This is a genomic window from Halococcus sp. PRR34 (assembly GCF_028617175.1).
In the GTDB taxonomy this organism is placed as follows: Archaea; Halobacteriota; Halobacteria; order Halobacteriales; family Halococcaceae; genus Halococcus; species Halococcus salifodinae.
On record NZ_JAQJDA010000024.1, the window covers coordinates 21,475 to 34,497 of the forward strand.

The 13,023-nt window shown below is 56.5% G+C and carries 11 protein-coding genes; 4 read left to right on the forward strand and 7 right to left on the reverse strand.

Going from position 1 to position 13,023, the window contains the following annotated elements; translation table 11 throughout:
* Window positions 1-14: 14 nt before the first annotated feature.
* From PHA81_RS18250 to PHA81_RS18265, 4 genes are read right to left on the reverse strand one after another with little or no spacing between them, the layout of a single operon-like run.
* On the reverse strand, window positions 15-770 hold the full coding sequence (locus PHA81_RS18250) for a hypothetical protein (protein ID WP_273838052.1): 756 nt from the start codon (window positions 768-770) through the stop codon (window positions 15-17).
* A 2-nt stretch (window positions 771-772) separates the two neighbouring features.
* Window positions 773-4,204, reverse strand: a complete 3,432-nt coding sequence (locus PHA81_RS18255; RefSeq protein WP_273838053.1) for a hypothetical protein — start codon at window positions 4,202-4,204, stop codon at window positions 773-775.
* The gene (locus PHA81_RS18260) at window positions 4,201-5,064 is read right to left on the reverse strand and encodes a hypothetical protein (protein WP_273838054.1); all 864 of its coding nucleotides are present in this window, start codon (window positions 5,062-5,064) and stop codon (window positions 4,201-4,203) included. The genes PHA81_RS18255 and PHA81_RS18260 overlap by 4 nt, the downstream gene beginning before the upstream one ends.
* 2 nt (window positions 5,065-5,066) lie before the next feature.
* A complete protein-coding gene (locus tag PHA81_RS18265; RefSeq protein WP_273838056.1) occupies window positions 5,067-5,894 on the reverse strand; it encodes a hypothetical protein in 828 nt (275 codons plus the stop codon).
* Between the two features lie 349 nt (window positions 5,895-6,243).
* Here PHA81_RS18265 and csa3 point away from each other — a divergent pair, with 349 nt between their 5' ends.
* The 4 genes from csa3 (at window position 6,244) to PHA81_RS18285 (ending at window position 9,430) form a co-directional block, all read left to right on the forward strand.
* Window positions 6,244-6,888 (forward strand): CRISPR-associated CARF protein Csa3, encoded by a 645-nt coding sequence (gene csa3 / locus PHA81_RS18270; RefSeq protein WP_273838058.1) that lies wholly within the window; start codon window positions 6,244-6,246, stop codon window positions 6,886-6,888.
* 113 nt (window positions 6,889-7,001) lie between these two features.
* Window positions 7,002-7,832: an IS5 family transposase gene (locus tag PHA81_RS18275; RefSeq protein ID WP_273838060.1), complete on the forward strand. Its 831-nt coding sequence runs from the start codon at window positions 7,002-7,004 to the stop codon at window positions 7,830-7,832.
* 81 nt (window positions 7,833-7,913) lie between these two features.
* Window positions 7,914-8,387 carry a hypothetical protein gene (locus PHA81_RS18280; protein WP_273838062.1) on the forward strand — a complete coding sequence of 158 codons (474 nt, stop codon included), beginning with the start codon at window positions 7,914-7,916 and terminating at the stop codon, window positions 8,385-8,387.
* On the forward strand, window positions 8,387-9,430 hold the full coding sequence (locus PHA81_RS18285) for a hypothetical protein (RefSeq protein WP_273838065.1): 1,044 nt from the start codon (window positions 8,387-8,389) through the stop codon (window positions 9,428-9,430). The genes PHA81_RS18280 and PHA81_RS18285 overlap by 1 nt, the downstream gene beginning before the upstream one ends.
* Before the next feature lie 444 nt (window positions 9,431-9,874).
* Here PHA81_RS18285 and PHA81_RS18290 read toward each other — a convergent pair whose 3' ends face one another.
* Genes PHA81_RS18290 through PHA81_RS18300 form a run of 3 tightly spaced genes read right to left on the reverse strand, consistent with a single transcriptional unit; the run spans window position 9,875 to window position 12,971 of the window.
* Window positions 9,875-11,035 (reverse strand): BREX system ATP-binding domain-containing protein, encoded by a 1,161-nt coding sequence (locus PHA81_RS18290; protein ID WP_273838067.1) that lies wholly within the window; start codon window positions 11,033-11,035, stop codon window positions 9,875-9,877.
* Window positions 11,032-11,886 (reverse strand): hypothetical protein, encoded by an 855-nt coding sequence (locus tag PHA81_RS18295; protein ID WP_273838069.1) that lies wholly within the window; start codon window positions 11,884-11,886, stop codon window positions 11,032-11,034. The genes PHA81_RS18290 and PHA81_RS18295 overlap by 4 nt, the downstream gene beginning before the upstream one ends.
* Window positions 11,887-11,936: 50 nt before the next feature.
* Window positions 11,937-12,971: a tRNA-guanine transglycosylase gene (locus PHA81_RS18300; protein ID WP_273838070.1), complete on the reverse strand. Its 1,035-nt coding sequence runs from the start codon at window positions 12,969-12,971 to the stop codon at window positions 11,937-11,939.
* Window positions 12,972-13,023 lie beyond the last annotated feature (52 nt).

Consider the following 13,023-nt stretch of genomic DNA (forward strand, 5'->3'; position numbering starts at 1 on the left):
TTCTCCATCGGTGTTTAGAGACTCACCTTGATCGTCGAGCAGAGTTCTGAAACGTCCAGCATTTCGGTGACGCTTGTATCAGAGAGTTCGTCGAGGTCGACTTCGTCCTCGCGACTGAGCCTTTTCAGATCCTCAACGGTCTGCTGGCTGAGTCCATGTCGTTGTCGGAACCCTTCCCAGTCAGTGTCGAGATTTTGGAAGCCCTTCTCGAGACCCTGCCACCGTGACTTCAACCATGAGACTGAGTCGTTTGGACTGAGGATTGAATTGAGGAACGAGCGATATTGGCTGATCGTGTCCATCGCGTCCGGATCCTCACCGACGAGTTTCTGGATGCTCTCCGCAGTACTTGCGTCGGCAAGCTTTTGGCTCTGAATCGTCTTGAGTTGCTCGTCAACCGTGCGTTGTGCGTCGACCACGGTTTCTCGCGTCTCCCGGACCTCGTCGACGTGGCTCGAGAGCGATCGACTACCGTCGTCGATGATGTCGAGAACATCGTCCTGCGTGATGTCTGAGATGGATCGCGCCTTGTCATGGGCACTTGCCGCCTCTGGTGGAAGCGATTGCTTGAAGATCTCAGTAAGGATGCCTGTGTGTCGTTCGAACTCGTCGAGTGAGTTTTCGAGCTTACGAAAGGCGCGGTTCAACTCCTTCAGGTCTTTCTCTGCTTGGTCGACTCGCTGCTCGGTGTTCGTTCGTGTGTCGTACTCCGTTGCCTTCTGTTCGAGACTATCGAGTTTCGAGTCGAGTGATGTGGTCTGTATCGCCATTGTTAGTCTCCTTTGAGTGCCGTCTCGATCGTATTCCTCCGCTGCTCGTACGTTTCGAACTCCGAGAGGCCTCTGACGCGATCACGGAAGCCGACGTCGTCGGGGAGCGCGATACCCTCGGCTTCCTCGATCATCTCAGCGATCGCCTCATAGCTCTCCCACGCCGATTCAGCCGACCGACTCTCCTCGTGGTCGTGGAGCGTCGCGATGAGTTCATAGCCCTGTTTCTCGGAGATGTCCTCGAACGTCCGCATCCGCTGTCGGAATCGTCCTAGATCGACATCCTTGTCACCTGCTACCGCATCACGGGCGTCTTTCCACGACTCGTACTTACCCCCGCCGAGTTTGTCGAGGATGTCGTGCAGTCGTATGAGTGTATCGTGGAGATCGTCCTGATCGTGCGTACTGTCGTAGTGGGTTATGACCTGCTCGATAGACTCGATCACGTGAGCAGCGTTCTGCTCGGCAGAGACATCGTCGAGCGTCGTCGCGTAGTTTTTGACACGCTCAAAGAGAGCGCCAACATCGTAGCCTTTCGAGCGAGTCGTACTGATATGGTAGGGCCCAGACAGACCAGAAGTGTCGATCTTCGTGGCTTGCAATAGATAGCGCTCCAGGTTCTCCGAGACGTTCTCGACTGCCTCTGAGAGGCGCTGATGATCGATCACGTTCGACTTGATGAGGAACAACCCCTGGGCGAGGTTGTGCGGAGCGTTCCGAGACTTGAGGAGGTCGTTCGTGTGCTCCTGTAGGTCAGTTGGTTGACCATCTCCAGTCTCACTTCTATGGTCTTGCCGAGAAGGTTGACGCCCCTTTCGATCAGTTGATTTCTCATCTTCGAGACCCGGGATGAATCCTTCCCCCTGTTTAGGTGGTTTCTCGAACATTATGTCGGCTCTGACCTCGCGTTGGCCGGTCGTTGCGTTGAGAATGAGGAACTGTGCGAGCACAGCGAACTCTTCAAGCGTCATCGGGTCGATACATCCTTCTAACTCGTCGCGCATCGTCGCCCGGAAATCCGCAACCTGCTTGTCGGTCCACGCACGGAGGAGGTCGTAGTTGAGGTTGTACTTGTCCTCTTGTGGGAACTCACCGGACTCACTGATTCCGTACCAGAACAGTGGTTCGTAGATATCGTCGTATTCGACGCCGAAGTCGAGATCGAAACTGAGTCCCTGCCGCTCATCGGCACCAATGAGGGTGATCGGGATGTCGGTACCGCGCGTGTAGTAGATGCCGTGGACACCATTGTTCCGGGCATTGAGGTTGCCGAGGAGCGTCGGGTCATGCCACTCGTTGAGAACGCCAGCGGCCCCTTTTCGGAGGATCGTCGAACTGTCGTACATCTCGCCGACCTGGATCCAGTTCCGATACTGGAGGAGGTACTCCGTGATCGTTGATGAGTCGAGGTCAGTGCCGACGGGAATGTGGATGTCTGGGCTCTCGATATCGATCGTGGCCTCGTCGTGCACGTCGTCGTAGACGGCCTCGATGGTGGCCGAATCAGCGTCCGGCGCGTTGAAGTGAATTTTACCGTCACCTTGAGTTTCGCCGATTTCACCGCCATCGACCAAGATGCGAACACTACTGCGCGGTTCGCCGTTCACGCGCGCCGTGACCGTGACGTCATCACTCACCGTCGGTGTCTTCGGGTTGACGGTGAGTGAGACGGTGGTGTCATCGGTTGGTTCGACGACTGTGACAGTCGTCGTGTCCGTCTCGCCATTTTTCTCGGCAAGGACTGTGATGTCGCCCTCTTCGTCCGGAAGCCGAACAGAGGCAGTACCGTTCTCGTCGGTTGCTGCGACCTCTTCGCCATCGCGACGAATAGTGACGCCGTCCTCGCCACGGCCATCGAGTGTCGCACGTAACGTGATGTGTTCGCCGGGCTGAGTTGTTCCGTCACTAACACCGAGATCGAGTGTCGGTGCGGGGACGTCAGCCTGGAAGTACGCCCAGTCGTCATCGGTGTCGACATCGGTGAGTGGGACATCGAATGTTTCGGAGATTTGGCGATGGACGCGGAGTCGGCGGTCTGTCGTGGCACTCCCATACCACTTGCCGAGTCGCTGGAGACTCTCCGAGTACGATAGATCAACGGGGGAGGGGAACGGTTCGACGTACGGGTTGTCCTCGATTGCGTCGAACGGCAGGACAGTCGAACTGAGACACTCCCGAATGACCCGCATCAGCAGGAGGCGGGGGGTGCGGCGCTTATTCCCGTCCTGAATGAGGTGGTTGTATGACTCCTCGATGAACGTCTCGTTGAACGGGTAGAGGCCATCGAACGTCTTGAGGACGGCATCGGGAAGAGAGTCGTCCGCACCTGATTCCTCAATGATGGTTGACATGTACTTCCGGGCGAGACGGATAGTGATGTCGTCGTCGAGGAAGTATGCCCGACCATTCTCGTCGGTCGTGCTAAGATAGCCCTCAGCCCGATCCTCCATATACGTGCTAATGCCCTGGCTCGTGCCGAGCGCGCGGGAGAGGTCATCCTTCTCCCAACCGGACGTCCAACCGAGCACAACGTCGTAGTGTCCGCTATCGAGTTGGAAGATGTGATCGAGCAGTTGCTCTTTGAGGACCGTGAACGTCGTGAGGTCCTCACAGATGAGCACGGGACGGAGATTTCGATCCTTGTATTCCTCGGAGAGTTCTTCGAGTTTGCCTTGGAAGTCCTCGACGCCGAGGTTGCGTGAGAGGATCTCGTGGACCTGGCTTTGCAAGGCGGGAAAGAGTGTATCAGCGCCTTTTGTAGAGCCGAAAGCCGCCATCGCGAGGTCCCGGTAGTCCGTCTTCGTGATGAGATCGGACATCCGCTTTTCCCCCTCACTCGTCGCCGTCTCCTGATACTCAGCGATGTTTTGCCCGAGGATCGTCCGGAGGTCGGTCGCGCTCGAGCGGTCGGCGGTGAGAGCCTCGATTTCGTCTTCGCTGAACTTCTCCATTCCGGCACCGAACGCCTGTAGCGTGGTGATGATCGCGTCCGCGACCTTCTCGGGATCGAGGTCGGAGACATTGCTCACGGTGACGTCGGTGTCGATCGGGCCGGAGATGATGTCGAGAATGTCCCCAATCCCTGTCTTGCTCCGAGAGACATGAAGCGCGATATGCGTCTCATCGCCTTCATCGGATTCAGCGCCGATCTGATACTCGAGCCACTGACAGAGTTGGCTCTTCCCGCTCCCGGTTTCACCACGGAGGATGAAGATCCGGTTGTCGTCGTCGACCTTCGATTTGAGGATGGCGTCGCGGAACTCTCCCTGGGTGACGAACTCGTCGGTGCCCTCGTGGGGGAAGAGGTAGTCCGCTCGGATCTTGTCGATATCGATGTGCGTCTTCAGGAACTGTTCGCGCGACTTCTGATGGGCTTCCGGCGTCAGGTAGTTGCGGACGACGCTGTCGTCCCAGAGTTTGGGCATCGTGCTCATTGCGTAATCACCTGCTCGGACTGCGTGAGCGGATACTGGTAGGCGGGCGAGTCGGGCATTGCTTCGAGGTCGTAGACGCTGACCGAGCGGGAGGTCTGTGTATGTACGGATTCAGGGAGGGTGACTTCGTTCTTCGCGTCGGAGAGCGCTCGGAACTCGAGAACGCCCTCCGATTCCATATTCTGGAGAACGTCCGAAACCGCGGGATGCACTCGTGGCGTGCCGGTCGTCGTCTCGAAGACGTCGAAGAAGTTCTCCTCGATCCACAAGAGGGCACCATACAGGTCGGTCGTGTCTTGATGCTGTTCGTGGAGGTCAAGGAGATCGTAGAGGAGGCGGCGACATGGACTCAGAATCACGCCACGCGTGTCAGTCTCGGTGATAAGCCCTATTTGAGTACTGAGTGCACGCCACATGCGGAGTTTCGTCTCGTTCCACGCAAAGTCGTACTGATCGAGGTTCCCTTTCACCTGCGGGAGAAGCACGTCGATCGTGACCGATCGGTCAGCGGTTTCGAGAGCAGCGTCCTGAATCCACGTCAGATGGTCTTGTGGGTATGACTGCTTTCGGAGGTGATAGAGGAGTCGCGCCTCAAACGAAAGATCCGGAAAGACATCGTGGTTCAGTCGCGAGACGATCCGGTCGTCGCCGCCGCGTTTGATGAGATCGGTCGCGTGAAGGAAGCCGATGCAGTCTCGGACGTTATCCCCGTTTTCGTGAGCGAAATCCGAGACGATGTTCTGTACCGTGCGGTCGCTAACGAGCGAGTTATATACGGCCTTCAGCTCCGCTGCACGGACTGTGTTGTGGTTGATGAGTGGTTGACTCGGCTTGTCGTCTGCTCTTTGATAGTCAGGCATGGTTAACGAAGATTGGGGTCAGTCTGCTGGTACTCTTTGAGTTGTGCTTTCTCGAACTCGCAGACGCGGAGTGCGTCGAGCATTTGGTTCGCAATTTTCTGCGTTTCGCCGCGTTCGGTCCACGAGCGGAGTGCGTCACGGATGCGCTCGGAGTAGTCGTCGAGGACGTTCTCGAGGTCGTGTTCGACGAAGTAGTAGAGCGACTCCCAGATGGGACTGCCCGAGGGAGCACATGTGTAGTCGTAGATGTTCTCGAGAGTGTCCGCGGGTGCATCGTGCTGATTGTGGTGCTCCGATGCACGGTGATAGTGGAGATTGCGCGTCACTGACGCCGGGAGTGCAGAGTCAACGTAGTCTCGGAGGTATCGGGATGTGAGTATTTCGTAGCCTTTTATCGCGACATCATAGTCGTCGACGATCGACCGCCCCGGTTTCTGAATGTACGTCGGGAGACGTGGAGACGTCGTGTCGGTGACAAGAATGTAGCGTGCATCTTCCTCAGCAGAACGTTTGAGCAGTGCGCGAACGAGATCTTCTTCGCCGTACTCCTCGATCCCCTGTTGGGTGATGATGTGGACGAGAGGGAACTCGACGTCATCGGGGGTGTCTACGACTTCCTGTGAGGAGTGACGCGTGTAGTCAACGAGTTTGAAGTCATTGTCGTAGACGTCTGCGTGGACGACAGTGTCGACGCCGAGTTCATCGAAGAACGGAATACTCCGAAGTTGTGCGCGTGCGTGTTGGGCACGCTTCTGGAGTTGGGGGTCCCGCATGACGACTGTTGGTGTCGTCGTCTGCAGGATATCCTCAATAAGGGGCGGACTAGACACGTGTTCACATGGAGAGGGGCCTGTCATAAGTCCACCGTTAGATAGTGTTTTATACTGCTATATTGCAGGTTGATCATGGTTAGATCTCTCGTCGCTACATAGTGGTTCATGAACGCAGATAGTACTCGACAGCATATTAGGATTGTCGCTATAGCCACAACCACTGCAAGTAAGGAAAGAAATCAGTAGACGATATCGAATATTCCAGCAATTTATACACAGGAAATATGTTGAATGGATAGAAACGTCCGAACTCCGGTATACAACCGGGCGGGAACAATATAGCGAGGCCGAACCGTTCCAGAAGCACGCAACAGTACTACATAGGTGGCGGGTGGGAAATAAAGCAGTGAGAACATATATCGCTCCGATAGGCTACGATAGCACTCGCGTAACGCGCCCTATTCTCAGCCAAGGCATTGAGCGCGATACCCGTATCGATCTTCTCATCCCAACCACGACCACAGACGATAGCCGTAGTGCGCAAGCTATCGACGACGTTCGCCGGATGGTCGAACAAATCGAACCGGACGTCGATATTGAGATGGTCGAAGTATCACACGAGGCGTTTGAAGAGGCGATCGAGACCTGTGGTTCAGTCATTGACAGTGCTGATGGTGAGGTCGTCGTCATTTTTGGAGGGGGTGCCCGTGACATCTTCTTACCCCTCACCGTCGCCGCCCTCTCGCGAACGCACCAAATTCACGCGAGTTACCAATTCAGCGACATCGACGGTAAAGTTCGGGAGCAACCCCTCCCAGACCTTACTGCGAACGCACCCGCGCAAACACAGTCGACGTTCGTGACTATCAACGCACTTGACACGCCCGTCTCGCTTACCACGATTACCGACGCCGCTGATGTCTCGAAGAGCACCATCACCCGACACGTAAAACTCCTTGAACGACAAGGGCTTGTCACATCCGAGACGCACGGCAAGACAAAAGTCGTTGAGTTAACCACGAGCGGATGTCTTCTGATCTCTCGGACATAGTATTGACTGGAGGCCGAGACGGAGATCGCAAAACAGGGCTGTGTTGAATCACTAGACGGCGGCAGGATGGGTCGCTAAACCGAAGGCGTTGAAGCGGGAGACTTCAGTTGTCCATGACTCAAATCTCCCGCTTCACCGAGGAAGTTGTACTGGTTGCTCAAAGAGTTACTGGCGATGGAGACGAATCCGCCGCCCCGGACGGTGGCGGCGGATTCGCCGACTATGCCTTCGTTTCCCTCCACTGTCTCCGGATTTACCTCGATACGTCTTACCGCATGACCATCGATCTGCTGAAGGAGATGCCACAAATATCCCGGGAGATCGGCCTCGAAACGGCCGATCTCCCTGCTCCGTCGACGTTGTGTAAGGCACTCGATCGGATCGAGATGAGCCTCTGTCGAGTGCTGCTGCGCCAGTCGGCGCAGCTACACGACCCATCCGAACACGCCGCCCTCGACGCCACATTCTACGAACGAGACCGCGCCAGTCGCCACTACTGCCACCGCACCAACTACCACGTACAGACGCTCAAGGTCACGAAACTCGTGGATACAGAATCCCAAGCTATCCTCGATGTACACTCCTCGACCACGCTCGAAGGGAGCGACGCCGACCTGTGCGAGCAGATCGCCCGCCGAAACGCGGGCGATCTGCGGACCCTCGCTGCGGACAAGGGCTACGACAAGAACGCTCTCCGTGAACGACTGCGTGAGCTCGAGATTCGCCCGCTCATCAAGCACTGCATCCGCGCACCGTACGACCACGCTCACAACGCCCGAATCGACGAGGATCTCTACGCACAGCGGTCGATGACCGAGACCGTGAACTCGGCCGTCAAGCGCTCGCTCGGCTACGCCGTGCGAGCGCGTGACTGGTACCGCGAGTTCCGAGAGATCACCCTGATGTGTGTCGTCTACAACATCAAGCGCTCCGTCAGACAGTGAAATCCACCGCCTTACAGCGACTCAACACAGCCCAAAACAGGGCTACGGTAGAGTTTTGTCCTCCGGTCGAGATGTCCGTCTATGAGCAGGGCCTGGGTCACGTCTATGAGTCCGAATGTCGAAGCGGTAACGAACCCGCTTGCCGCAGCCTGTGAATCCGGGTACATTCCGGGCGAAATCTATATTCTCGAGAACCCGGGCCTCAGTGGCTACCTCGACCGTGTCACTTCGATGCTGGAACGCGTCGTCGTCGAGTATGGGAGTGAACAGCCCGAGATCGCCGTCACAAGCCTCGACAGCGAGACGGAGTTCGAACAGATTGTTGAACACTATCGTGCACCCGTGCTCGCAGCGCGTGAAACAGACGGAATAGCGGCCGTCGACGTCACGCCAGGTCGAAAGTTCATGTCTGCGATTGCGTTCCAAGCCGGCATCAAATATGACGCCGAGCACGTCTTCTATCTCTACCTCTCAGAAGGGCAGTTCTACGGTCGTATCTTCCCGGACGTACCGAATCAAGCGCTTGACCTAATCGACTTCCAAGAGGTGTTCTAATGCACCTCGAACGAACCCACATCACGCATTTGCTCAACGCCCTCTACACGTCGGACATTACCACAGTCAGCGTCAAACATCCATGTAAGGACATCGGGGAACTGCTCCGCCTCGAAATCTCGGACCCAGCTGATACGACCGTTCACTTCACGCAGGGCGCACTCACCTATCAGGACACGCGTGAGGAGATGCATGCGACACACGGCGAGCAAGTCTACAACGATCTGCCGGACGCCGAGACCTATGCACGTGCACTCGTCGCCGCCGACCTCATCGACGTCGAGAACACCAACGACATCGAGACGTTCTTCCGCCGGCACGGCTATCCGGACCTCGACGCCGGACACGAACCGATCGCGCTCGGTATCGATACGAACCTCATGGCGTGGCGAATGCCCGATGTCTTGGAGCTCGACCCGACTACGTATAGTGATTCGGCCGGCCGGAGTCCGGTCAACGGATTCGCACTCGCGACGGGAATCTACGACGAACTCAACTGGCACTACAACCACTACGAGACGCGGTCACTCGAGGACGCGTTTGGTCCGGAGTTCGCTCGGCTTGACAACCAGCCCGCTGGCGCGAATCGTGAGGGCTTCCTCGGCCTCTACGAATACCGGCGACTCCGCGACCACCGCTATGCGGATACGATTGAGAGCGAGAAAGGCGACGAGTCGATCGTCGACGCCTACGCCGAATACGACGCGAACAACCGCAAACGCGTAATCCTCCTCAGTAATGACTATGGCTTCGTCGAACGGGCACGCGACGCCGACATCCTCGCACAGCACATCAGCTTTCCCGTCGATGTCCCACGAAAAATCTCTGTGACGTGGGACGAACTCCACGACCTGCTCTACATCCTCACCGTTCTCTTCGGCGTCCTCGAACTCCCGAAGGTGACGGTCTACGGGGTCTGGAACGAAAAGTCGGGAGACGATTGGCAGCGATGTCGACTTGACGTCGATTGTCGGAGTGAGCGCGTCGAACAAAAGTTACGGCGAGATCATGCCATCACGACCGAGTATGAAGTGAACCGGTAGCGGCTACTCGTCACACCAACAGCGGACGACGCCGCAATCAGCATCGAACTCGTACGTGAAGCATGCATCCCTCGGGATGCATAGGGAATCGGTCTTCATCCGTGTGTTTTCGGCGGAGTCGACGCCCTCAACGGCCCGGTCGATGTCCTCGTCGCCCCTACCATGATCGGTAGGCAGATTCTCCTTCGACGGTAAAATCAAGGATTCCAGTACCATACCGAGAATGTGTTCGACCCGTTCGAGTCACGTCGTCTGCGTGATACGGCTCATAGTCGATAAATCACCCACAGGGCCATAGTGATGGTGCTGGTCACGCTATCAGCGAAGACAGCGAGTGATCTATGCGAGAAGAGCGTACTGTTCAATCGCCTGGGTGTCGATGGAGTTGCATTCAGTCATTACCCGAGCGCCAAGTGCAACAATGTTTCTCCCCAGGGCCAGTCTTTATTCAGAGATCACATTGCGAACGAGGTCGAGTGTTATTGTCTTTCGCCCATCGTCCACCGCAGCGTCTAGAACTCGACTACACAGTAGAAGTGTCTGTCTGACGTTCCCCTGGGATCTCTGGTGGATTAACTCAATACATTCCTCCTCAAATGGATCGACGTCCCTAGCACTGTCCGTTCGTTCGATGTCAAGATACGACGACACTAACTCTTTGATATGTTCGTCAGTGAGCGGCCGCAGTGCCACCTCTTGACCGATGCGTTCAGAGAACGCGTGGTACTCACTCATCACGTCCTGCCAGACTTCCGGTGCGCAGCCAAAGAGCATACAGAGACCATGGCTGTTCTGGTCCATCAAGTGACGGATGCTGTTCAGTGTCGCCTGTTCGGCTTTCGTGTTGAGTCGGGCGATACTCTCGAACTCGTCGACAAAGACGAAAACGCCTGTATAACCCAGATCGAGCAGGAGGTTTTTCAGCGCCGTGAACGCTCGGACACTGGTAGTGTCGTCGTCGAGTGCACTATGGATCTCCATTTCTTTGCGCTGCTCATAGCGAATGCCCTCGGCAGTGAGCCATTGCCAGGCATAGAGATTCGTATCCTCGTACACCATATGTACGATCGCACGAGCGAAGTCAGCGAACTTCGTCACGTTGTTGAGTTGCTGGACAGCCTCCGGAACCAGTTCCGATAGTAATACTTCTCCGTCATCGATGAGTTGCTCTACCGCGCTTGCGTCCGTTGGATTGCAATCGGTGGTGTTGCAGGCCACCTGAGCGAGGTACTCGTAAGCGAGCGTCTGAATGCGGTCGAACCCGAGATCGTAGACGAACTCGTGATAGATATCGCGGAAACCTTCGCCTGGTTGGGCGACGTAGCCGACGACGACATCCTCACGGTCACGCACGAGCGAGCGTGTGTACTTGAGCGTGTGTGACTTCCCATTTCCGTACTTTGCGGTGACAACGAGATGCTTCGACTTCCCGGTCGAGAGCATCGTCGAGACGGTGTCGCTGATGGCTCTCGTGGCGTGCTCCTGCCCACAGTAGAGTGCTGGGTCGTTATCCGGAACTGGACTGTATGGGAAGGGATTCTCCTCTAAGCCGAATTGGGAGTAGTCGCGCTGTTCGTCCGTAATACTGAATGTATCGTTGGTCATGTCTCTTTCTCCTGAGTAAAGGTGAGGTTGCGGTCGTAGACCGCGAGGTAGTAGTATTGTTTGCCGAACTGTTCGATACCGGCCATCACGCGCTCGGTGGATTGGTCGGTCGTGACGAGACCCTCCTTACTTCCGAGGTCGATCTCCTTGATACCGAGCTGGGCCTCTTTCGCCCCCGTATCCATCGGCGCTCCCGAGAGTTCGATATGGCCAACGTTCTGTTGAGCAAGTCGTCTCAGCGCCTCGTCGAAGACACTTCGGGGGCAGCCATGACGTTCACAGAAGTGCTCTCGGAGCAACGGGATCGAGAGGTATCGTTGTCGGAGGTCGACGCCTGCCGTCTCTTCGAGATCGTCGTACACCGCGAGCAGCGCGAACGGGAAATTCGACGGTACTCCGTTCCGCTCGACGGAGTAGTAGCCCCCCGTAAACGAATTCCGCTGAACAGTACCGAGGCGTTCAGCCCAGTCGCCCACGACCTCGACACTCGTTTGGTTGTACGAATGGTTGGTAAATTCTTCAAGCGATTCGAGTTCTTCAAGCACTGCTTCAAGCGAGGCAGGGGCAACGCTGTCGAGTGCTTCCAGAAACGCACTGTAGTGTGGGCTTTGCGTGGCAAGCACGTCACTCACCTTGGACCACTCCTCAGCACGAACCGCCTCAAGAAATCGATCGCCAATATGCGTACTCTCATACGTTTCGTCCTCATCCTCTTGCTGTTCCGATCCAAGCAGACCGATCCGCAGTGTCTCGAGAGTAGTTTCACGGGCGCGGCGGTGGGTCACATCAAGTGCCGATTTGATGTCCTCTAGCGTCCGTGGACCACCCTCGCAGATATGGGACGTTTCCACGAGTCGCGCCAGCGTTACAGGTCGTATGGTTGGGCGTTCGTCGCTCATTATCACGTGAGTCTCCTGACCTGCTGTTTCACCTGTCGGTACGCCCGTTTGGTGACCTCGTTCCCCTGAAACCGTAGGTCGAGGTACGCCTCCACGTCCTCGTTGGCAGCAACCATGTAGCGGAAGCGTCGGAGTTCCATCGTGAGCGCCCAGAGATTGTGCTTCGTCAGAGCATTACGATCCTCACGCAACTCCGTAAACGGCGTGTCACGACAGACTGGGCACGAACACGGGAGGTACGAGAGTTCGGTGACGTGTTTGAGTTCCTGACCACCAAACCCTGGAACCATATAATTCCGGTTTCCAGCGCTCCGGATGAATGCCGAGGAGTCGAAGCTATCGACCCCCAGGTACAGCAGTAGGGGTTGGTATACTAACCCCCCCAATCCGTACACATGCAGGTGCTTGTCGGTCGCCCGTCTGGCCGCAAGTATTATACTTGTCACCTTTTTGTAATCCGTTCTGACCGGAACGAGACTCCCGAGCGCGTACCCGTCGAAATCGCCGTTACGCTCTAAGTACCGGACGTTGTTCTGTACCGTCTCCGGATCGAGACCATGGATACTGGCGAACAGTAATTCCTCACCGTCATGTTCGTCACTCGCTTCAAGGGCATACTCCGCACTATCGGAGATGCGCCGCTGGTTTTCCCTGTCTCGGTTCTCTCGGGAGATGGGCCGATCTACCGTCCCGAGGATGTCCGCGCCGATCTGACGCTGTGTTTCGAGCGTCCGTGCTGGGGTAGTGTCGACGTCTCCCGCTTGGAAGTCGAACCCCCCACTGTCGGCGAAGATGACGGTTTCCTCTGGGATGTCCATCTCTTCGCGGAGAGTAGCCCCGTTGAGGAGGCGATTCCACTGTGGATCACGTTGTCTGATCGCTCGTGCATTCACCATCGCTGTCCGAAGGTCCGGAATCGCATCGGCGTACGCTGGCGTGTTGTCGGAGGATCGTTTGCCGATGTTCCGAACCGGGAACAGGACGGGCGTCTTAACGCACCCGTGTGGCGTGTTGAGCGTTCGTTGTCTGTACAGCATGCGCGACGCGCTCGGGTAGCTCGGGCTCCGTGTTAAAGCTTTGTGTGGACAA